This is a genomic window from Mesorhizobium sp. M6A.T.Ce.TU.016.01.1.1, assembly GCF_003997065.1.
Lineage (GTDB): Bacteria > Pseudomonadota > Alphaproteobacteria > Rhizobiales > Rhizobiaceae > Mesorhizobium > Mesorhizobium mediterraneum.
Window position 1 is genome coordinate 1 of the sequence record NZ_RZTJ01000010.1, and the last position, 20057, is coordinate 20057.

Consider the following 20057-nt stretch of genomic DNA (forward strand, 5'->3'; position numbering starts at 1 on the left):
CCGGCAAGCTGCCCTGGGTATCACTGGTGCTGGCGTTTTCCTTTGCCGCCTATGCCTTCTTCCGCAAGACGCTGCCAATCGGTCCGAGCCAGGGCTTTCTGCTCGAAGTGCTGTTACTGTCGGTGCCGGCGCTCGGCTACATCATCTTCCTCATCGTCACCGGGCAGGACCATTTCGTCTCCAGTTCCCTGGACGATACGGCGCTGCTGGTCGGCTGCGGCCCGGTCACCGCCATACCGTTGCTGCTGTTTGCTTTCGGGGCCAAGCTGTTGCGCCTCTCCACCATTGGCATCATGCAGTATATCGCGCCGACCATTGTGTTCCTGATCGCCGTGCTGATCTTCGGCGAACCCTTCGGCAGCACCCAGGCCATCGCCTTCGGCCTGATCTGGACGGCGCTGGCGATCTACTCCTGGTCGATGTTCCGCGCCCGCGAGATCCGGCCGGCAGTGCGTTAGGGCGAGGGATTTTCGATGTACTTGCTGCACATAGCAAACAAGAATTATTCCTCGTGGTCGCTGCGGCCTTGGGTGCTGATGCGGACATTGGACGTCTCCTTCGAGGAGCGGCTGACACCGTTTCCGACCGGATCGAGCTGGAGCCTCTACCGGCCGTTCTCGCCGAGCGGCCGCGTACCTTGCCTGATCGACGACGGCTGGGCGGTTTGGGATTCGCTCGCCATCGCCGAATATCTGGCCGAGCGCCACGCCGGCGTCTGGCCTGCCGACGCGAAGGCGCGAGCCTGGGCGCGGTCGGCTGCGGCCGAAATGCATTCGAGCTTCACCGCCTTGCGCGGCTCCTGTCCGATGAACTGCGGTGTCCGCATCGCGCCGGTGCCGATCTCCGATGAGCTGAAGCACGACCTCTTCCGTCTCGGCGATCTCTGGGACGATGGGCTGCGCCGCTTCGGCGGACCGTTCCTGGCTGGCGATCGCTTCACCGCCGTTGACGCCTTCTTTGCCCCGGTGGCGTTTAGGGTTCAGTCCTACGGACTGTCTTTCGAGGGCGCAGCGGCCGCCTATCCGGCGCGATTGCTTGCTCTGCCGGCGATGCGCGAATGGTACGCGGCAGCCCTTGCCGAGACGTGGCGCGAGCCGAACCACGAAGCGGAGGTGCGCGCCGCCGGCACTGTCGTCGAGGACTTTCGCGCAACCTTGTAACGGTTGCCGCTACATCCCGCGCCCCAGCCGCCTGACGAACAGGTAGACGACCGCCGCGACTGCCAGCGATATCGCCGACGCCACCCAAAAACCCATCGGCGTGTCGACCAGCGGCAGGCCGCCGACATTCATGCCGAACAGGCTTGAGATGATCGTCATCGGCAACAGCACCGCCGTCATCACCGACAGCATGTAGAGCAACTGGTTCGACTGCGTCGTCAGCTTGGCCATCAGCTCGTCCTGCAAGAGCCGCGCGCGCGCCTGCAATTGCTCGCCGTCATGGTGCAATGTGTGGGCGCGGTGCGAAAGCCGTGCCGCCATGTCGTTGATTGTGTCGGGCAAATCGTTGCGATGCGAATGGTCGAGATGACGGAACAGGCTGGTCAGCGCCGCCATCTGCCGGTGGATCACCACCAATTGCCGGCGTGCATCGACCAGAGCCTGCCGCTCACTGTGCCATGCATCGCAGACGATGCGGTCCTCGATGCCGTCGAGCGCATCGCCAAGGCTACCGAGCTCCGTCGCCATGCCGTCGAGCGACTGGCCCATGACAGCCTCGATGAGTTCGGCAGGAGAGCGGAATTTGCGCGACCCATTGTCGATCGCCTTGCGGACATTGTCGACCGACTGCAGCGGTTGCTTGCGGCCGCCGATCAGCATCGTGTCGTTGAAGGCGAAGCGGAAATGGCCGAGCCCACGCGCTTCCGCCGAATAGTCGTGGCGCAGGTCCGGCAGATCGCCGTAGAGCCAGTCGCCCTCAAGGTCGATATGGCAGCCATGGCCGGCCGACAGGAAGGCATCGCGCACCGGCGGCGGCAAAGCCTGATCGGCGGCGATCTCGTGGCGGGCACGCATGTCGGAAAGCTGATAGCTGCGCCATGTCCAGTGTGCGGCGGCCGGGTCTTTGGTTCGCGTGCCTTCGGCGGTGAAGTGATAGATGAAGAACAACCCATGCTCGTCGGGCAGGTACGGCGACAGGTCGGTGCCTTCCGGGTTGAGGGCGATGTTCATGGTCGCTTGGCCAGCTTTTTGAAAACAACGCCGCGCGGCCGCAGCGGCCGGTGATTCCTAGCACGGGCGCTCCCGGTTTCGTGTGACGGTTTCTTGACACTTTGACCGTGGTCCGAGGCGCACACACGAACGCCGCTGTTTGGAGGCAATTTGGAATAATACGTCGTTGACTGGCGTTTACGCAAAGAGCACGACGCAAATCCATGCGGAGGACGTCCGATGCATGCCGGCTTCCCACGAAGCATATTCATAGCGGTATTGGGAGCCGTCATGGCGAGTTGCGCCGGCTTTCCAGCGCAGAAAACGGAGGCAATAACCGGCTATGGCCCCAACCCAACTTTACCGAAGCCAAGACCGACGCTGATTCCGACCGTCAACATCGCCGAGGCGAAAGGCTGGCAGGAGGGTGGTATGCCGACCCCGGCGAGGGGGCTGACGGTGAACACCTTCGCCACCGGCCTTGACCATCCGCGCTGGCTGCATGTGCTTCCGAACGGCGACGTGCTGGTTGCCGAAACCAACGCCCCTGCCAAGCATGACGAAGGCTTCAGCCTTAGAAAGGTCTTCATGGATCTGGCTATGAAGCGGGCCGGCGCCGCGACCAAAAGCGCCAACCGCATCACCCTCCTGCGCGACACCAATGGCGACGGCGTTGCGGATGTGCGCAGGACGTTCGCGGAAGGCCTCAATTCACCCTTCGGTATGACGCTGTCCAAAGGCAAGCTCTACATCGCGAATACCGATGCGCTCGTCGCTTTCCCCTACTCCAATGGCCAGACCCGAGTCACCACGCCGCCGGAAAAGATCACCGACTTGCCGGCCGGAGACCTCAACCATCATTGGACCAAGGACGTGATCGCAAGTCCGGATGGACGCAAGCTCTATGCCACCGTCGGGTCCAACAGTAACGTTGGAGAAAACGGCATGGCCGCGGAGAAGAACCGCGCCGCCGTCCTTGAAGTGGATTTGTCCACCCGCCGCACCCGGGTCTTCGCGTCGGGGCTGCGCAACCCGAACGGGCTCTCCTGGAACCCTGAAACTGGCGAGCTTTGGGTCGCCGTGAACGAGCGTGACGAGATCGGCGACGATCTCGTGCCGGATTACATGACCTCGGTTCGTGACGGCGCGTTCTACGGCTGGCCTTACAGCTACTACGGACAGAACGTCGACAAACGCGTCAAGCCGCAGCGCCCCGATCTCGTGGCGAGGGCGGTCAAGCCCGACTATGCCCTGGGTTCCCATACCGCCTCGCTGGGACTGACCTTTTCCAAAGGCGCGTCGCTCGGTCCGGCCTACGGCAACGGCGCCTTCGTCGGCCAGCACGGCTCGTGGAACAGAAGCGTGCACAGCGGCTACAAGGTGATCTTCGTGCCGTTCCGCGGTGGTAAACCGAGCGGTCCCCCGAAGGATGTGCTCACTGGCTTCATTGGGCATGATGGCAAGGCGATGGGCCGTCCGGTCGGCGTTGCTATTGATCAGACCGGCGCACTGCTCGTCGCCGACGATGTCGGCAATGTCATCTGGCGGGTCAGCCGGGCAAGTCGCCGACTTGCGGAGGCAGTAGGACAGTAGGGCAGTAGGGCAGTAGGGCAGTAGGGCAGTAGGGCAGTAGGAGAGTGCCTCATCATGAGCGCGGCATTAACTACATACTGCCCTACTGCCTTACTCCCTTACTCCCCTAAAGCTTGTCGATTACCGACTGCACCCCCTCGGTCGGCGCATCGACCGACGATCCCGCGACCATGATGGCGGCGACGATCGCTTCGGGGTCGTCAACCACCAGCGGCTTGACCCGCTGCGCGGTGTGGATGAAGCCTTCGGCCGTCATATGGTCGAGCAGCGCCAGCATCGGGTCCCAGAATCCCCCAACATTGCCGAAGACGATCGGCTTGCGATGATGGCCGAGCTGCGCCCAGGTCATGATCTCGATGATTTCCTCGACCGTGCCGATGCCGCCCGGCAGCGCCACAAAGGCGTCGGATTTCTCGAACATGGCGTGTTTGCGCTCGTGCATATTGTCGGTGATCACGAGCTCGTCGAGCCGGTCAAGCGCGGTTTCGGTGGCCTCCCTGTTGATCAGGAAGCGCGGAATGATGCCCGTCACCTTGCCGCCGGCTCGCAATGCGCCTTCGGCAACGGCTCCCATGATGCCCCTGGTGCCGCCGCCATAGATCAGACGCAGGCCGGACTTGGCAATCGAGCGCCCGAGCAGGTGTCCTGCCTTGGCATAGGTCTGATCACGGCCCGGCGATGAGCCGCAATAGACGCAGACGGATCGAATCGTATTCATGAGATGATTGGTGATTGGGTCTTTATTCGTGGTCAAGCCCGCGGCGGGCTTTTTTCTTGCCGGCCCCGTTTTCTTGCCGGCCCGTTTTTCTTGTCGGCCCGTTTTTCTTGTCGGTCTGGGCAAAACAGGCTAGACCGGCATTAGGTGGCTAAGGGCAGGGAAATATGGCAATTAATCCATTGAAGGCGTTTTTGTTCGCCGCCGGCGGCTCCGTCGCCGCGGCGGGGACCGCCTATGTGTCGGGCGCGCTCGATCCGTATCTCAATCGCACGCCACCGGCGGAGGTGGTATCGCTGACGCCGCCGGTGCAGAAGCCGGCCGAGCCAGGGACCGATGGACCGCTTTCGCCCGCGCCGGCCACAGATGCTATGGCACCGGCAGCGCCGGCCACGGCCGATGCGATCGCGCCGACCTTCGATATCGTTCGGGTTGAAATCAAAGGCTCTATCGTCGTCGCCGGCAATGCCGCACCCAACGCCAAGGTCGAGATCCTCAACGGTTCGACGGTTCTCGGCTCGACCGTCGCCGGCGCCGATGGCGCTTTCGCCATCGTTCTCGACGATCCGCTGAAACCCGGCGATTACACGATCGCGCTGCGGTCAATGACCGGCAATGTCGTGACCCCCTCTGTGCAGACAGCCGTCGTCTCGATCCCCCAGAGTCCCGCTGGCCAGGTGCTGGCGATGATCGAAGAACCCGGCAAGCCCTCCGAATTGCTCACCGTTCCTGCACCCGAGAAGAAGCCTGAATCGCCTGCCGGCGACAAGGCGGCCGCTCCGGCTGCCGAGGACCCCGCTGCCACGGCACCGGCCCCAGCCGCACCGGCGGCACCGGCCACTGTCGATGCCGCCCCCGCCGCTCCTGAAGTGCCGGTCGCACCCGCAACGCCAGCCGCAGGGCCAAAGATCGTCGTCGAAGCGATCGAGATCGACGGCAGCAAGATCTTCGTCGCAGGGCTCGCCGATCCCGGCCGCAAGGTACGCGCCTATGCCAACGATATCTTGCTCGGCGACGCGAAGACATCACCCGACGGCCATTTCCTGGTCGAGGCGACGCGCAACATTCCGGTCGGCACCTACACCATCCGTGTCGACGCGCTCGATGCCGATGGGATCAAGGTGGTGGCCCGTGCCGCCGTGCCGTTCGAGCGCGAGCCGGGCGAGTCGGTCGCCGCCGTGGCGAAGCCGGCCGCGCCTGCAACCGACCCCGCCACGCCGCCTGCGGCCGCTGACGCGACGACGCCTGCGGCTCCTGCTGCCGAGGCTCCGGCCGATGCAGCGGCTGCGACGCCCCCGGCTGAAGTGCCCGAGACCGCGGCGCCGAAACTCGAACACGCCGACAGCGCCGTCATCATCCGCCGCCACGATACGCTGTGGCGGATTTCGCGGCGGGTCTACGGCCAAGGTGTTCGCTACTCGACCATCTACCTCGCCAATCAGGATCAGATCAGGAATCCCGATCGCATCTGGCCGGGGCAGGTCTTCAAGGTCCCGGAAACGTCGAAGGAAGGCGAGGCCGCCGACTTCAAGGCAATGGGCGACCAGATGACGACGGCCCCGAAAAAGGCCGATTAGAAATCCTTTTCTTCTTTCCGACCTCTTGCGGAAAGTTCGTTCATCGCTTATCGCCGATAGACGATGAATACTCCCCTGATCGAGAAGACCTGCGGCATCGCCGATAGTCGCGCCGTGGCCGCGAAGCTCGCCGCGCTTTCGCACCCGGCGCGGATCGAGATCCTTAGGCATCTTTCGGCCAGCCGCTCCTGTTGCTGCCGGGAGGTCGTCGACCATCTCGACCTGGCACAGTCCACCGTCTCCCAGCACTTGAAGATATTGGTCGACGCTGGGCTCGTCCGCTACGAACCGGACCGGCAACGCTCGCGCTATCAGGTCGACGGCGATGCGCTAGCTGATGTTTCTGCATCGCTGGCCGCGCTCGTCAAGTCCTGCTGCTCTGGCCGCTAAGAAATACGAAAAGGCATAGAAATGGCCGAAAAAACCGTCTCCGCCGATTCCGGCTCGACCTTCAGGACGTTGCGCAATCTGTGGCCCTACATGTGGCCGGCCGACCGTGCCGACCTTAGGGCGCGGGTGGCATGGGCGACAGTGCTTCTGGTCGTCGCCAAGCTGACACTGGTTGCCGGTCCCTATTTCTTCAAATGGGCCACCGATGCGCTGGCCGGCGACGCCAAGTCGGTGCCGCCATTGCCGACCTTCCTGCTGGCGCCGGTCATGCTGGTCGTCGCCTATAATGTCGTGCGGCTGGTACAGCTCGGTTTCAACCAATTGCGCGACGCGCTGTTTGCCCGAGTCGGACAATATGCGGTGCGCCAACTCGCCTTCCGCACCTTCATCCATATGCATCAACTGTCGCTGCGCTTCCATCTCGAGCGGCGCACCGGCGGCCTGTCGCGCATCATCGAGCGTGGCACCAAGGGCATCGAGACGATCGTCCGCTTCACCGTGCTCAACACCTTGCCGACCATTCTCGAATTCGCGCTGACAGCCGGCATCTTCGCCGTCACCTATGGCTGGAAATACGTGGCTGTGGTGGCGGTGACGGTCTGGCTCTACATCTGGTTCACCATCAGGGCGAGCGATTGGCGCATCGTCATTCGCCGCGACATGAACGACAGCGACACCGACGCCAGCACCAAGGCGATCGACTCGCTGCTCAATTTCGAGACGGTCAAATATTTCAACAACGAGAGCATGGAGGCCGAGCGCTTCGACCGGTCGATGGCGCGCTACGAGATATCAGCCACCAGGATCTGGACCTCGCTCGGCTGGCTGAACTTCGGCCAGGGCGTCATCTTCGGTCTAGGCACGGTCGTCGTGATGTGCCTTTCGGCGCTGGAGGTGCAGGCCGGCACGCAGACGGTTGGCGACTTCGTCTTCATCAACGCCATGCTGGTGCAGCTTTCGGTGCCGCTCAATTTCATCGGCTTCATCTATCGCGAAATCCGCCAGGGGCTGACCGACATCGAGCAGATGTTCGATCTGCTCGATGTGCCGCAGGAGATCGTCGACAGACCGGGTGCCAAGCCGCTGGCCGTCGGCGCCGGCAAGGTCGAGTTCCGCGACGTGCACTTTTCCTACGATCCCAACCGTAAAATCCTGAAAGGTATCAGCTTCGAGGTGCCCGCAGGAAAAACGGTTGCCATTGTCGGGCCGTCGGGCGCCGGCAAATCGACCATTTCGCGGCTCCTGTTCCGCTTCTACGACATCCAGGGCGGCAAGATACTGATCGACGGCCAGGACATCGGCGATGTGACGCAGGAGAGCCTGCGCGCGGCGATCGGCATGGTGCCGCAGGACACCGTACTGTTCAACGACACCATCGCCTACAACATTCGCTACGGCCGCGTCGATGCCAACGAGGAGGACGTCCGCAAGGCGGCCGAGCTCGCTCAGATCGGGCCGTTCATCGAGCGGCTGCCCGACGGCTACCGTTCGATGGTCGGCGAGCGTGGGCTGAAACTGTCCGGTGGCGAGAAGCAGCGCGTGGCGATCGCCCGCACCATCCTGAAGGCGCCGCCGATCCTGATGCTCGACGAGGCGACCTCGGCGCTGGACAGCCATACCGAACAGGAGATCCAGGCAGCACTCGATCTCGTCAGCCAGGGCCGCACCACCATCGTCATCGCCCACCGGCTATCGACGGTGATTTCGGCCGACGAGATCATCGTGCTGCAGGATGGCCAGATCGCGGAGCGCGGCACGCATGCCGCCTTGATGCGCAAGGCCGGTCTGTACGCCTCGATGTGGGACCGCCAGCGCGAGGCGACCGAGGCTGAGGAGCGGCTGCGCATTGCTCGCGAAAGCGATGAGTTCGGCGTTGTCGTCCGCCGCCGCCCCTCGGAGGTGAATTGAGGTGTCGAGAATGAGTTGAATTTTCCGCTTGACCTCAACCTAAGTTGAGATCGTAGACCGCCGATCGAAGGGGCACGGTGCGCCTGTTTGCGGTCGGAGAGCGGAAATGGAACAGCTAAATCAACAACATGGCAGTGGTAGCGTGTTCAGGGTCGACAAGTTCGTCGTCCCTAGCGAAGCCCGCGAAGAAATCATCGCCAAGGTCAGGATGACGCACGAATTGTTGCGCCAGCAGAAAGGCTTCGTTCAGGATTTCTTGCTCGAGCAATTTTCCGGGCCGGGGGAGTTCAACCTCGTGACCATTGTCGAATGGGAAAGCCAGGCAGCCATCGACAATGTGGTGCCGATCGTCAAGGCCGCGCATGAGCACATTGCCTTCAACCCGCAGGAGACGATAGCCCGGCTCGGCGTCAGGGCCGACATCGCCAACTATCAGCGGATTCCCGGCGTGTAGGCTCTACGGCCAGCCGGCACCCGGTGCCGGAGCCTCGATGCTGAGCAATTGGCCGGTGCGGGCATCGCTGATCATGTATTCGAAGCCGCGCCATTCGGCGGCGACGATGAACAGCGTCTTGCCTTCAGCGCCGCCGAGCATGCAGGCAAAGCAGCCGCGATCGGCGTCGACGCTCTCGAGCATTGCGCCGCCTTCTCTCACGCGCACGCAGTGCCGGTTGGGCACGTCGGCATACCAGATGGCGCCCTCGGTATCGAGACAGATACCGTCGGGAAAGCCGTTGCCGAGGTCGGCCCATCGCCGCCGGTTGGCAAGGCTGCCATCGGCGGCGATGTCGAAGGCGGTTAGCCTGTTGGCGTGGGATTCGGCGACGATCAGCGTCTTGTTGTCAGGCGTCACCGCCATCCCATTGGCGAAGGCGATCTTGTCCGCCACCTGCCGCACCGACCCGTCCGGCGCAATCAGCACGATAGTGCCGGGGCCGAAATGCTGGCCGGGAGCCGGCGCCGGCCCGCCGCCATTGACGTAGATGTTGCCGCGCCCATCGACGACGATCTCGTTCCAAGGGCTCTCTGAGAGGTGTCGCAGATCGGCGTGGGTGACCATTGTCCCGTCTGCTTCTTGCCGCAGCACCAGCCCTTCACGCCCGCAGACGACGACCAGGCGGCCATCCGGCAGCCAGTCGATCGAATAGGGCAGGGTGGCTGGCACGGTGAGCATGATCTCACTGTTGCCGTCGGCATCGACGGCGATGATCTGGCCGGTTCCCCAGTTGCAGAACCAAAGCCTGCCGTCATACCAGCGTGGCGACTCGCCGAACGCCAGGCCGTTCATGACGATGTGCGCCTGTTTGGCTGCTGATTTCTGTGACGGCATTCGTTAGCTCCAGCTGTCGTTCGGCGGCCGCTTCGATAAAGGCACCGTATCTCCAAGGACGAGCGAGGCCGGGTCGCCCCGACAACAGTCACGGTTTTTTCGGACAGGCTCATTGGGTCCCTCCAACGCCTGCGATCGACAAACGCTGACGGGACCCAGCCAAGCCGGCCAGCCCTCATTGCCGCGTTGCGGCCACGGGGGCTTTCCGCTATTGAGGCCGGACCTGAAACTAGGGCTGTTTCCAACCCATGGACCTCGTCGACACGATCAAGAAAACGTTCGTTCCGATCCATCGCGAAGGCTATCCGTTCATCGCGGCGTTCGCCGCGGTGACGCTTTTCCTCGGCTATTTCTCTTCGATCCTGTTCTGGGTCTGCCTCATCCTGACCGCATGGTGCGTCTATTTCTTCCGCGATCCCGAGCGTGTCACGCCTGTCGACGACCGGCTGGTGGTGAGCCCGGCCGACGGCATCATCACTGCGGTCGGCCCGGCCGTGCCGCCGCGCGAACTTGGCCTCGGCGGTGGTGAAATGACCCGTATCTCGGTGTTCATGGATGTTTTCTCCTGCCATGTGAACCGCGCCCCTGTGCGCGGCCGCATCACAAGGATCGAGCATCGGCCGGGCCAATTCCTCAACGCCGCGCTCGACAAGGCGAGTGCCGACAACGAGCGCAACGGGCTGGTCATAGATAGCCCCAACGGCATGGTAGCCGCGGTGCAGATCGCCGGCCTGGTGGCGCGGCGCATCGTCTGCTGGGCCGAGACCGGCGGCACGATCGGCATCGGCGAGCGCTTCGGGCTGATCCGCTTCGGCTCGCGCGTCGACGTGTTCCTGCCGTCGACCGCGACGCCGCGTGTCGCCGTCGGCCAGACCGCGGTTGGCGGTGAAACCATACTGGCCGAATTCGGCGGCATTGCCGCAACGCCGCTCGTGCGGGTGTCCTGAGCCGTGGGCGCGCCGTTCAAGAAGTTCGAGGCACATGGCAGCGGCGGTCCGCGCATCCATGAAATCCCGATGCGCATGGTGCTGCCCAACCTTGTCACCGTGCTCGCCATCTGCGCCGGCCTGTCCGGCATCCGCTTCGGCTTCGAAGGCCGTTTCGAGCCGGCAGTGGTGATGGTGCTGCTCGCCGCCTTCCTCGACGGCATCGATGGCCGCCTGGCTCGGATGCTGAAGGCGACGTCCAAATTCGGCGCGCAGATGGATTCGCTAGCCGATATCGTCAATTTCGGCGTTGCACCCGCGCTGGTGCTCTATGCCTTCCTGCTCGACCAAGCCGGCTCGCCGGGCTGGATCGCCGCGCTCCTGTTCGCCATCGCCTGCGGACTCCGGCTAGCCCGCTTCAATGTGCTTGACGAGGACACGGACCGGCCGGTCTGGCAGACCGAATATTTCGTCGGCGTGCCGGCGCCGGCGGGCGCCGTGCTGGTGATGCTGCCGCTCTATCTGTCCTTCCTGCGGCTAGGCCTGGAGCCATCCCGCACTGCCGCCTTCATTGCCACCGGTTTCACCATTCTGGTTGCCTTCCTGTTGGTCAGCCGGCTGCCGGTGTATTCCGGCAAGAGCCTGAAAGTCCCTGGCGACAGGGTGCTGCCGATCATCCTCGGCGTCGTCCTCTATATACTGCTGTTGATGACCTACCCCTGGTACACGCTGACGGCGTCGGTCGCCGGCTATCTGATCTTTCTGCCGTTCAGCATCCGCGCCTATTCGAGGCGCGCCAAGCGCGAAGGCGAGGAGGTGCCGCCTTCAGACATCGGCTGACAGACGTGTCGCCAATTCGCTCCGAAGGTTATCTGGAGCATTTTGCAGCCAAGTGGATCACTTGGCGTCACAGAAATGCGGCTAAACAAATAGATGGAGCGGGATGCCCAGTTCAATTTGAACGCATCCCGCTCTAGCGGGAACCTGCCGGCATCTTGACCGTTCTGTCTCAGCGGGCGAGGTGCGCGACCTCGCGAAACGCCTCGCCGTCGACCTCTCAAGCTGCTGCGCCAGGCGCGGCACCTGAAGAAGTGCGAGGAGAAGAAATGGTTGTCGTCCTCATCGGTGCGTTGCTCATTGTCGCTGGCGTTGTGTACATGGCTGGCGCAGCCCTAGGGCGCGGGCGGCTCAGTGATCCGGCGCCTGTTCGCGCGGCGCCGGATCGCTCGACGCCAAATCTCGCAACGTCAGGCCCGACACTTGAGCCGCGGCGGCGCGGCCTCGGCTTCCTCGGCCTGTCGCAGAATTGGCCAGGCCTGCTGATGATGGCGGTCGGCGTCATCCTGCTGTTGTCGGTGGTGGCCCTCTAGCCCTTAAGCTGCCGCGCTGAGCCCCAGCCGGTCGATCGCCAGTTTGCGGGTCGAGACATAGTCGGTCTTGCCCGAACCCAGCACCGGGATTTCCTCGACCTTGACGATGTCGTTCGGCACCATCAGTTCGGCGGCACCTGCCTGTTTGCCGAATTTGCGCAATTCGTCGGGGTTGGCGTCATTGGCGGTGGTGACCAGCACGATGCGTTCACCGCGGCGCCTGTCCGGCACCGCCACCACGGCATGGTGCTCTTCCGGCCATAGCGACTGCACCAGCATCTCGACGGCACCCAGCGACACCATCTCGCCGGCGATTTTGGCAAAGCGCTTGGCCCGGCCGCGAATGGTGAGGAAACCCTCGCGGTCGACCGAAACGATGTCGCCGGTATCATGCCAGCCGTCGAGCGGCTGCAATTCGCCGGGCCGATCCGACGTCATGTAGCCCATCATCAGGTTTGGCCCATCGAGCCACAACCGTCCGGCGCCGCTAATGCCTTCCATCGGTTCGAGTTTCATGCGCATGGCCGGCAACAGCCGCCCGACCGTGCCGTCACGGCCGTGGATGGCTGTGTTGACGGCAACGACGGGCGCTGCCTCGGTCAGCCCGAAACCCTCGATGATCTCGGCCTGGAAGCGCTCCCGGTAAACGCGGCGTGTCTCCGGTTTCACCGCCTCGGCGCCGGCGACGATGAAGCGCAGGCTGGAGAAATCGCCGTCCTTGGCGGTGCGCGCATAATTGGAGAGGAACGTGTCGGTGCCGAACATGACGGTCGGCCCCACTTTGCGCGCGACCTCGGGGATCAGCTTGTAGTGGAGCGGCGAGGGATAAAGGAACAGTTTTACTCCGGTGACCAGAGGCAGGATGGTGCCGCCCGTCAATCCGAACGAGTGGAACACCGGCAGCACGTTGAGCAGGATATCGGCCGGCGAGATGGTGATGCGGGCTTCGGCCTGCATGGCGTTGGCGAGAAGGTTCCGGTGCGACAGCACCACGGCCTTGGGCGTGCCTTCCGAGCCGGAGGTGAACAGGATCACCGCCGGCTTGGCTGCATTCTGCGGCTGCAGCGGCCAGCGCCACAGCAAGGCGGCGGCGAGCTTGTCCAGCACGGTCACGCTGGTGCGCACATCCTCCAGCCACAGCAGCTTGGCGCCGCCTCCTTCCACCGCCGCGACGATGTCTGCGAGGCTGGCCTTGTCGACAAAGGCGCGCGACGAGACCACGGTGCGGATCTCCGCCGTGCGCACAGCGGCGGTGACGCTGGCCGGGCCTGCGGTATAGTTGATCATCGCCGCCACCCGGCTCGCCGACAGCAGGCCAATGAGCGACAGCACGACGCCATTGGTGTTGGGCAGCAGCAGTCCAACCGCTTCGCCCGGCGCCGTCACAGCCTCGAAGCGGCGGCCGAGCACCCGCGCGCCGATGAACAGCTTTCTGTAGCTCAGTGCGCCGCTGATCACGTCTTCGACGATAGGATGCGAGGCGCCGACACGGTCGGCGGCGTCGCGCATGGCGAGGAACAGGCCGCGATTAAGATCGCTGCCGAAAAGCCGGGCTTCGGCGAAACGGTCGAACAGCGCATTGGTGTTCGAGGGCTGATCAGGGTTTCGCGCCACCAGCTCGGTGATGGTCATCGGCTCCAGCACGCTGATCGACAGGCGGGGAAACCAGCGCCGCGGCGCCTTGTCCGCCGGCGCCAGCGATACCGGCAGAGTGCGCGCGCCGGCGACGAAGATCGGCACGATGCGGGCGTCGGCCTGCATGGCGATGCGGGTGACGGCGCGAAACAGGCGAAATGTCTTGATATCAGGCTCGACCGCATCCGGCAGATAGACGGCAAGGCGGCCCTTGCCCTTCAGTACTCGCACCAGCCGACGGCTGACGAAGACGTGCTCGGCATTGAAGGCGATGGTGCGGCCAAGCTCGCGCCATGGTTCGAGCCAGGGCGACCTGGCAGAGGCCTGGTCGAGGATATGCAGCGTGTCTTCCGGCAGCAGCGACAGCATCAGCGCCGGTTCGAGGCGCGACTGGTGCGAAATGACGTAGATGACCGGAACAGCTGCTTTGCGGGCGATCCTGATGCGATCATCGGCGACCCGGTAGGCGAGCTTGAACGGCACATAGAGCAGCGCCTGGGTGAAGCGTAGGCCGAGGCGGAATTTTTCCACCACACCGATCAGCAGCCAGGCCGCGACGAGGCCCGCAAGCAGCGCCAGTGTCAGGGTCATGCCGCGTCTCTCCCAACAGATTCTCACGTCGCGGTTCTTTCCCGACCGCTTCAATGAGAACCTAGACGAAGTGGGCTCAACGTCAATGCGGAGGTCCTTTCTTCTCGCCGCCCGCCGTGCCCGACTCCGGCGCAACTACAGATACTGCCGCCGCATTCGGCACCACGCCTACACAGGCTTGCCCGGAGTAGGGCATATACCTTGCCGCTATTCGTCCGTGGGGGGTGCGATGCACGACTATTATAACCTCGGTCGATATAGCCGGCCGGTGACGACAAGCTCGTCCGAGGCTCAAGTCTGGTTCGACCGCGGCCTCATCTGGCGTTACGCATTCAACCATGAAGAGGCGGTCAAGTGTTTCCGCAAAGCGGCCGAATGTGATCCCGGCTGCGCCATGGCTCATTGGGGCATCGCCTATGCCCTCGGCCCGTATTACAACAAGCCGTGGGCCGACTTCAACGAGCAGGACTTCAAGCAGACGCTGGTCGAGGCGCGTCGCGCGACGGAGGAAGCGCTGGCGCTCGCCGACGGTGCGGCGCCGGTGGAGAAGGCGCTGATCCGGGGGCTGGAGCGCCGCTACCAGTCGGATCACGTGGCGGATAACGAAGAGCTGCGCGCCTGGAGCGACGCCTATGCGGGGGCGATGCGGAAAGTCTACGCAGCGTTTCCGGACGATCCCGACGTCGCCGCGCTCTTCGCTGAGGCGTTGATGGACCGCACGCCCTGGCAGTTGTGGAACCTCGAGAGCGGCGAACCCGCTGAGGGCGCCGATACAGTCGAAGTCGTGGCGGTACTGGAACAGAGCCTGCGCCTATCGGATGAGCGCGAGGTCGCGCACCCCGGCCTCATCCATCTCTATATTCACGCCATGGAGATGTCGCCGCATCCCGAACAGGCACTACGCCCGGCCGACACTCTTCGCGATCTCGTGCCGGACGCCGGCCATTTGCGGCACATGCCCTCGCACATCGACATTCTCTGCGGCGACTATCACTCAGCGCTAGTCGCCAACGAGCGGGCGATCGAAGCCGACCGCAAGTATCTGGAGCGGGAGGGTCCCTTCAACTTCTATACCCTCTCGCGATGTCACGACTATCATTTCAAGCTCTATGCGGCGATGTTTCTCGGCCAGTACCGTCCCGCCCTGGACGCAGCCCACGAAATGCTTGCCACAATGCCGGAAGCGCTGCTGCGACAGGCAACGCCGCCGATGGCCGACTGGCTGGAAGGCTATATGCCCATGAAAGCGCACGTGCTGGTGCGGTTCGGCAAATGGCAGGAGATCCTGGACGAACCGCTTCCCGACGATCCAGACCTCTACCGGGCGACCACGGCGGTCTGGCACTATGCAAAGGGCATTGCCTATGCCGCGCTCGGACAAACAGCCGTGGCCGAAGCGGAGCAGCACCGCTTCGAGGAGGCGTTCGCCCGCGTTCCGGAAACGCGCATGTTCTTCAATTACCGCTACGTCGATATTCTGGCGGTCGCCGCGGAGATGCTTCGAGGAGAGATCGCGTATCGGAAGGGCGATCACGAAGCGGCCTTCGCGCATCTCCGCGCCGCAGTGGCGCGGGACGACGGCCTTCCCTATGACGAGCCTTGGGGCTGGATGCAGCCGACGCGGCACGCACTTGGGGCCTTACTGCTCGAGCAGGGCCACATGCGAGAAGCGGCGCAGGTCTATGAGGCGGATCTGGGAATGCATCGTGGCTACAGACGGATCTCGCGGCACCCCGACAACGTCTGGGGCCTGCACGGCTATGTCGAAGCCCTGCATCGGCTTGGCCGGCACGAAGAGGCCGATGACATTCAGCCTCGCCTCGATCTGGCGATGTCGCGGGCCGACGTCGAGATTCGTGCGTCGTGCTTTTGCCGTCTCGGCGACAACTGCTGCGCGTTATGATCAACGCACCGTTGCGGGTGTTGCCCGTTTCAGCCGTGAGACGAACGTCTGCGCCTATCCCTCGCCGCAAGGAGGGATAGGCGCCCTCACGCCGCTTTCAACCTCCCGCTGATGAAGCGGAATTCCTGTGTCTTGCCGCCATAGCCATAGGCGGCGGCCGGCACTTCGTGCACGAAGGCGTAGCTTTCTTCGTGCATCTCACCCAGCAAGCGGCCAAAGGCGGCAAAGATCGCCTTGAGATAGGCTTCCAGTTCGAGCTTGGTGTTGGTGCCGTCGACCACCTTGATGTCGAGCCAGAACGTGTTGGCGCCATGCTCGGCCAGCGACTTGCCGCCGGCGAACCAGTGCTGCGGGTCGAGATAAGATATGGCGACCGCGGTGATGGTGGGGTCCTTGCGCAGATGCGTGGTGGTCAGCTCGGTCACCTCCCTGGCGATGGCGGCGGACAGAGCGGCATCGGGCCTGCCGGTGACGGTGACATTGATGATTGGCATTTCTTTTCTCCTGAGGGCGTCTCGCGCCGCTGGGAAAACCATGTCACGGCTGCAGCATCAAAAAAATCGAATTGTTTTGGATTAAGAGTTCGATATAACTGAATTATGCAGGCGCTCGACCCCGATCTCCTCAAAACTTTTCTCGCCTTCGTCGACGGCGGCTCGCTTGCTAAGGCGGCATCGATCGTTGGTCGCTCGCCTTCGGCGGTGACGGCGCAAATGCAGCGGCTCGACGATATTGTCGGCGAACCGCTTCTGGTGCCGCAGGGAAGAGGCCGCGGCCTGACGGCGGCGGGCGAAGATCTGGTCGGCCATGCGCGGCGCATCCTTGCTGTGCATCGCGAGGCGTGGCTGGCTCTCAAGGGCGTGCGAGCCGATGGGCGCGTGGCCATAGGCACGACACAGGATTTCGCCGACAGCGGCCTGCCGGAACTGCTCAGGACCTTTGCCGCGAGCCACCCGCGCGTCAGGATCGAACTGCGCGTCGGCCGCTCCGCCGAATTGGCGCACGCGCTGCAAACCGGCATCCTCGATCTGATGATCGCCATGCGGCAGGCTCCGGCGCCGGACGAAGTCGGCGTGCTCCGCGAGCCGATGATGTGGCTGTGTTCGCAAAGAGGCTTGGCCACACGCCAAGACCAGCTGCCGCTGGCGCTGCTCGATCCGCAGTGCGGCTTTCGTGACGCGGCGATCGCGGCACTCGACACGACCGGCCGCCGCTACCGGATCGCCGCCGGCAGCGCCAGCCTGGCCGGGCTGCGCACGGCGGTGAACGCCGGCATTGCTCTGACGCTGCGGACGGCGCGCTTTGCCCATTCCGGCATCGTCGAGGCGCCGCGCGAATTTGGCCTGCCGTCGGTTCCCATCGCCGAGTTCGCGATCCGGCTGCGCCAGGACGCTGACCCGCCAGCGCAGGATTTGGCTGCGCTACTCAGCGACAGCCTTGCCTTGGCGGGCCCACCAAGCTGATCTGCAAAGAAAAAGCCGACCTTGCGGTCGGCTGGAGGTGAGACGGGCCGAGGGGTTTGGGGGGACTTGGGGGTGGCCCGTCAAGCCCTACAATGCTTGAACCCGATGATGGTTCCATGACGTTGCAAATTTATTTCGGAGACAGACTTTCTCAGGCGGAGCGCTGTCTCGCCGCTTGCCAGTCGCGCCCGGCATGGGCGAACACCGCGCAGAGCACGATGGCGCCGCCGATCATGCTGGCGGCTGGCGGGATCTCGGCCAGGAAAAGGAAGGCGAACAGGATCGCGAACGGCACTTCAGCCGAACCCAGCAGGCCGGATTCGGCCGCTGGAATGAGCCGCGCGCCCTCCGTCCACAAGATCGAGGCCAGCGCGAAAGACGCGCCGAAGGCGACGAGCAGCACTGCGTCTCTGGTCGAGACGGCTAGCGGGTCGGTGACGAACCAGCCGAGAACGAACAAGAGGAATGCCGATACCGCACCGGCCCACACCACAGGCGTGTCGCGGAAGGCGCGTACCATGATCATGTAGAGCGCGGCGCCGACCGTCATCAGCAGCGCCAGCCCGTCGCCGAACAGATTACCGGTGCCGAAGCCGGACCAGACCATGATCGCCACACCGCTGAGCGATACGGTGGCGGCGGCAAGCGTTTGCAGGCGGAAGCGCTCACGAACCAGCACGAAGGCAAGCAGCGCGGTGACGAAGGGTGCGGTGGCGTAGATGATCGCGACATTGGCGACGAAGGTGAATTTGAACGCCGAGATGAAGGCGATGCTGGCGAGCGCGCCCTCGGTCGCCAGCAGCCAGCCGCGCCAGCCGAGGCGCAGGCTTTCACGCCTGCCGGAGCGGCGGCGGCGCCACAGCACATAGAGGGTGATCAGGATCGAGCCGACGAAGCCGCGCCAGCACGTGATGGTCAGCGGGTCGGCATGGATCGACTTGGTCAACACTCCGGTGAGGCCAAAGACGGCCGCCGACGCCGAAACCAGGATGATGCCAAGGGTGCGCTCGGCGGCGGTTTCGGTGGTGGCTGGCATGCTTAGGGATCCCGTCATGTCACCAGACTATGCTGCCTTGTCCTGACACCGTACTGTCAGCAGGGGGTGCCGCATCCTACAGTCGCTTGAGGAAATGTTCGTTGCCGATGATCAGCAGGCCGGCCGCGACGATCAGGGTTTCAGCGTACGCTACACGGGTGGAACCCTGCGCGGCGCTGCGCCAGCGGCGAGCTAGCGTTGGGGCAGGGCCTGGCGGCTCGGGTATCCCGTCCGGCCGATGCGGTTGAAGGGCGCTCCCGGGGCATGGAGCCGGGCCTTGGCCGCGCACCAGACAATACTGGAAGGCCGGCTGCGCCAGCTTTCCGGCGTGATAGAGAAGATCGGCAGACTACGGACGACCTCGCTCGAGGCGAGGCGCCAACCGCCGGGGAACTGGTGCGCTCAATGGCGCCGGACGCCAGACTCAGCGGGCTCGGACGGATCGCGTCATCGCGTGGCGGCCCCAGGTCGCATGAAAAGGCACCCGGTCTAATGACGCACCAATATCCGGACAGCTTGTCACTCTGATCCAAATGTCGTGAAATCGAAGTTTAGGCCGTAGAGTCTATTCGAGTATCGTGACGAGCGATGAAGATGACTGTCGAAAAGGGTTGGACATGGATGCCACCGGACTGAAGGCCATGCAGGCGCCGCTCAAGGACGCCTATCGCGACGACGCGTCGAGCGCGCTGGTCACGCTCAGGGCCAGGGGCTCGATCGACGACCAGTCGATCGCCTGCAAAGTTGAGACGGGCCGGGCGCTGGCCGTTGCCGGTCTCCATCCGGCTACCGGCGGTTCGGGGCTCGAACTGTGCTCGGGCGACATGCTGCTGGAGGCGCTGGTCGCTTGCGCCGGCGTGACGCTTAAGGCGGTGGCGACGGCGCTGGAGTTCAAACTCGGAGCCGCCACGGTGGAGGCCGAAGGCGATCTCGATTTTCGCGGCACCTTAGGTGTGGCAAGAGATGCGCCGGTCGGCTTCCGCGCCATCCGGCTGAATTTCATCCTCGACACCGACGAGCCACAAGAGCGCATCGACACTCTGCTCAAATTGACCGAACGCTACTGCGTGGTGTTCCAGACCATCAATGCCAAGCCGGAGCTGACGGTAAGCGCGCGCCGCTGAAACGCGCGCCGCCGGCTATTCACTTTCGCCCTCGTCGGCGAAGGGCGAGGCGCTCGGCACGCACTGCACCGACCAGCCGGCCGGCGTCGGCTGCTTCTGATATTCGGTGACGGCGGAGGTGCATTGTTCGCGGGTGTCGAACGTGCTGGGCAGCACCACCATGCCGCCTTGCGGGCCGGCAATCACCAGATACCAGACCAACGCTACGCTCGAAGCCGCCATGGGAAATTCCTCGTTTGTTGTGGGATTCGGGCGATCCTATCAACTCCGCGCGGTCGACGAAAGCGCGGCTGGCGCGGTGGTTCGCCACGGCATCACGGCGTGAGGTTCGACGTTTGTTTGAACA

General features: G+C 63.9%; 20 protein-coding genes. 13 read left to right on the top strand and 7 right to left on the bottom strand.

The genetic code is table 11. The features are described 5' to 3' along the window. Both EOC94_RS18840 and EOC94_RS18845 read left to right on the top strand, forming a co-directional pair. Positions 1-458 (top strand): EamA family transporter (locus EOC94_RS18840; RefSeq protein ID WP_348627394.1); only part of this gene is annotated, 458 nt, incomplete at its 5' end. Positions 459-473: 15 nt separating this feature from the next. Beyond that, the gene (locus EOC94_RS18845; RefSeq protein WP_127292557.1) at positions 474-1160 is read left to right on the top strand and encodes a glutathione S-transferase family protein; all 687 of its coding nucleotides are present in this window, start codon (positions 474-476) and stop codon (positions 1158-1160) included. A gap of 9 nt (positions 1161-1169) precedes the next feature. On the opposite strand, the gene EOC94_RS18850 is transcribed toward EOC94_RS18845, so the two are convergent. Continuing rightward, positions 1170-2171: a transporter gene (locus tag EOC94_RS18850; RefSeq protein WP_127292560.1), complete on the bottom strand. Its 1002-nt coding sequence runs from the start codon at positions 2169-2171 to the stop codon at positions 1170-1172. 219 nt (positions 2172-2390) lie between these two features. On the opposite strand from EOC94_RS18850, the gene EOC94_RS18855 reads away from it, so the two are divergent. Beyond that, entirely contained in the window at positions 2391-3743 is a 1353-nt protein-coding gene (locus EOC94_RS18855; protein WP_127292563.1) for a sorbosone dehydrogenase family protein, read from the top strand. Positions 3744-3849: 106 nt separating this feature from the next. Here EOC94_RS18855 and EOC94_RS18860 read toward each other — a convergent pair whose 3' ends face one another. Continuing rightward, complete coding sequence (locus tag EOC94_RS18860; protein ID WP_127292566.1) at positions 3850-4461, bottom strand: TIGR00730 family Rossman fold protein; 612 nt, start codon at positions 4459-4461, stop codon at positions 3850-3852. Positions 4462-4625: 164 nt separating this feature from the next. Between EOC94_RS18860 and EOC94_RS18865 the strand changes: the two genes are divergently transcribed. The 4 genes from EOC94_RS18865 to EOC94_RS18880 all read left to right on the top strand — a co-directional run bounded on the left by EOC94_RS18865 (position 4626) and on the right by EOC94_RS18880 (position 8787). Then, a complete protein-coding gene (locus EOC94_RS18865) occupies positions 4626-6035 on the top strand; it encodes a LysM peptidoglycan-binding domain-containing protein (protein ID WP_095483170.1) in 1410 nt (469 codons plus the stop codon). A 63-nt stretch (positions 6036-6098) separates the two neighbouring features. Then, the gene (locus EOC94_RS18870; RefSeq protein ID WP_127292570.1) at positions 6099-6425 is read left to right on the top strand and encodes a metalloregulator ArsR/SmtB family transcription factor; all 327 of its coding nucleotides are present in this window, start codon (positions 6099-6101) and stop codon (positions 6423-6425) included. A gap of 21 nt (positions 6426-6446) precedes the next feature. Continuing rightward, the gene (locus EOC94_RS18875; RefSeq protein WP_127292573.1) at positions 6447-8333 is read left to right on the top strand and encodes an ABC transporter ATP-binding protein/permease; all 1887 of its coding nucleotides are present in this window, start codon (positions 6447-6449) and stop codon (positions 8331-8333) included. Between the two features lie 106 nt (positions 8334-8439). Further along, positions 8440-8787 (top strand): antibiotic biosynthesis monooxygenase, encoded by a 348-nt coding sequence (locus EOC94_RS18880; protein ID WP_095483173.1) that lies wholly within the window; start codon positions 8440-8442, stop codon positions 8785-8787. Between the two features lie 3 nt (positions 8788-8790). Here EOC94_RS18880 and EOC94_RS18885 read toward each other — a convergent pair whose 3' ends face one another. After that, complete coding sequence (locus EOC94_RS18885) at positions 8791-9663, bottom strand: SMP-30/gluconolactonase/LRE family protein (RefSeq protein WP_127292575.1); 873 nt, start codon at positions 9661-9663, stop codon at positions 8791-8793. A 248-nt stretch (positions 9664-9911) separates the two neighbouring features. On the opposite strand from EOC94_RS18885, the gene EOC94_RS18890 reads away from it, so the two are divergent. The 3 genes from EOC94_RS18890 to EOC94_RS18900 all read left to right on the top strand — a co-directional run bounded on the left by EOC94_RS18890 (position 9912) and on the right by EOC94_RS18900 (position 11959). After that, positions 9912-10610: a phosphatidylserine decarboxylase gene (locus EOC94_RS18890; RefSeq protein ID WP_127292578.1), complete on the top strand. Its 699-nt coding sequence runs from the start codon at positions 9912-9914 to the stop codon at positions 10608-10610. A 3-nt stretch (positions 10611-10613) separates the two neighbouring features. Further along, positions 10614-11429, top strand: a complete 816-nt coding sequence (gene pssA / locus EOC94_RS18895) for a CDP-diacylglycerol--serine O-phosphatidyltransferase (protein WP_127292580.1) — start codon at positions 10614-10616, stop codon at positions 11427-11429. A 266-nt stretch (positions 11430-11695) separates the two neighbouring features. Continuing rightward, positions 11696-11959 carry a hypothetical protein gene (locus EOC94_RS18900; RefSeq protein ID WP_127292583.1) on the top strand — a complete coding sequence of 88 codons (264 nt, stop codon included), beginning with the start codon at positions 11696-11698 and terminating at the stop codon, positions 11957-11959. Between the two features lie 3 nt (positions 11960-11962). On the opposite strand, the gene EOC94_RS18905 is transcribed toward EOC94_RS18900, so the two are convergent. Further along, positions 11963-14185 (bottom strand): AMP-binding protein, encoded by a 2223-nt coding sequence (locus EOC94_RS18905; protein WP_127292586.1) that lies wholly within the window; start codon positions 14183-14185, stop codon positions 11963-11965. A 229-nt stretch (positions 14186-14414) separates the two neighbouring features. Here EOC94_RS18905 and EOC94_RS18910 point away from each other — a divergent pair, with 229 nt between their 5' ends. Then, complete coding sequence (locus EOC94_RS18910; protein WP_127292589.1) at positions 14415-16088, top strand: tetratricopeptide repeat protein; 1674 nt, start codon at positions 14415-14417, stop codon at positions 16086-16088. An 86-nt stretch (positions 16089-16174) separates the two neighbouring features. Here the strand turns inward: EOC94_RS18910 and EOC94_RS18915 are convergent, their stop codons facing one another. Beyond that, entirely contained in the window at positions 16175-16582 is a 408-nt protein-coding gene (locus EOC94_RS18915; RefSeq protein ID WP_127292592.1) for a 4-oxalocrotonate tautomerase family protein, read from the bottom strand. A 105-nt stretch (positions 16583-16687) separates the two neighbouring features. Here EOC94_RS18915 and EOC94_RS18920 point away from each other — a divergent pair, with 105 nt between their 5' ends. Further along, the gene (locus EOC94_RS18920; RefSeq protein ID WP_127292594.1) at positions 16688-17551 is read left to right on the top strand and encodes a LysR substrate-binding domain-containing protein; all 864 of its coding nucleotides are present in this window, start codon (positions 16688-16690) and stop codon (positions 17549-17551) included. 151 nt (positions 17552-17702) lie between these two features. Here the strand turns inward: EOC94_RS18920 and EOC94_RS18925 are convergent, their stop codons facing one another. Then, positions 17703-18587, bottom strand: coding sequence for a DMT family transporter (locus tag EOC94_RS18925; protein WP_127292597.1), 885 nt, complete (start codon positions 18585-18587; stop codon positions 17703-17705). 617 nt (positions 18588-19204) lie between these two features. Between EOC94_RS18925 and EOC94_RS18935 the strand changes: the two genes are divergently transcribed. Continuing rightward, positions 19205-19711: an OsmC family protein gene (locus EOC94_RS18935; RefSeq protein ID WP_095483182.1), complete on the top strand. Its 507-nt coding sequence runs from the start codon at positions 19205-19207 to the stop codon at positions 19709-19711. Positions 19712-19726: 15 nt separating this feature from the next. Here EOC94_RS18935 and EOC94_RS18940 read toward each other — a convergent pair whose 3' ends face one another. Then, on the bottom strand, positions 19727-19933 hold the full coding sequence (locus EOC94_RS18940) for a hypothetical protein (protein ID WP_095483183.1): 207 nt from the start codon (positions 19931-19933) through the stop codon (positions 19727-19729). Positions 19934-20057 lie beyond the last annotated feature (124 nt).

Coding starts and splice junctions, on each gene's coding strand:
- EOC94_RS18865 (WP_095483170.1), top strand. CDS start 4,626: ATGGCAATTAATCCATTGAAGGCGTTTTTGTTCGCCGCCGGCGGCTCC.
- EOC94_RS18850 (WP_127292560.1), bottom strand. CDS start 2,171: ATGAACATCGCCCTCAACCCGGAAGGCACCGACCTGTCGCCGTACCTG.
- EOC94_RS18885 (WP_127292575.1), bottom strand. CDS start 9,663: ATGCCGTCACAGAAATCAGCAGCCAAACAGGCGCACATCGTCATGAAC.
- EOC94_RS18915 (WP_127292592.1), bottom strand. CDS start 16,582: ATGCCAATCATCAATGTCACCGTCACCGGCAGGCCCGATGCCGCTCTG.
- EOC94_RS18920 (WP_127292594.1), top strand. CDS start 16,688: ATGCAGGCGCTCGACCCCGATCTCCTCAAAACTTTTCTCGCCTTCGTC.
- EOC94_RS18890 (WP_127292578.1), top strand. CDS start 9,912: ATGGACCTCGTCGACACGATCAAGAAAACGTTCGTTCCGATCCATCGC.
- EOC94_RS18875 (WP_127292573.1), top strand. CDS start 6,447: ATGGCCGAAAAAACCGTCTCCGCCGATTCCGGCTCGACCTTCAGGACG.
- EOC94_RS18935 (WP_095483182.1), top strand. CDS start 19,205: ATGGATGCCACCGGACTGAAGGCCATGCAGGCGCCGCTCAAGGACGCC.
- EOC94_RS18870 (WP_127292570.1), top strand. CDS start 6,099: ATGAATACTCCCCTGATCGAGAAGACCTGCGGCATCGCCGATAGTCGC.
- EOC94_RS18855 (WP_127292563.1), top strand. CDS start 2,391: ATGCATGCCGGCTTCCCACGAAGCATATTCATAGCGGTATTGGGAGCC.
- EOC94_RS18940 (WP_095483183.1), bottom strand. CDS start 19,933: ATGGCGGCTTCGAGCGTAGCGTTGGTCTGGTATCTGGTGATTGCCGGC.
- EOC94_RS18900 (WP_127292583.1), top strand. CDS start 11,696: ATGGTTGTCGTCCTCATCGGTGCGTTGCTCATTGTCGCTGGCGTTGTG.
- EOC94_RS18910 (WP_127292589.1), top strand. CDS start 14,415: ATGCACGACTATTATAACCTCGGTCGATATAGCCGGCCGGTGACGACA.
- EOC94_RS18845 (WP_127292557.1), top strand. CDS start 474: ATGTACTTGCTGCACATAGCAAACAAGAATTATTCCTCGTGGTCGCTG.
- EOC94_RS18880 (WP_095483173.1), top strand. CDS start 8,440: ATGGAACAGCTAAATCAACAACATGGCAGTGGTAGCGTGTTCAGGGTC.
- EOC94_RS18925 (WP_127292597.1), bottom strand. CDS start 18,587: ATGCCAGCCACCACCGAAACCGCCGCCGAGCGCACCCTTGGCATCATC.
- EOC94_RS18860 (WP_127292566.1), bottom strand. CDS start 4,461: ATGAATACGATTCGATCCGTCTGCGTCTATTGCGGCTCATCGCCGGGC.
- EOC94_RS18905 (WP_127292586.1), bottom strand. CDS start 14,185: ATGACCCTGACACTGGCGCTGCTTGCGGGCCTCGTCGCGGCCTGGCTG.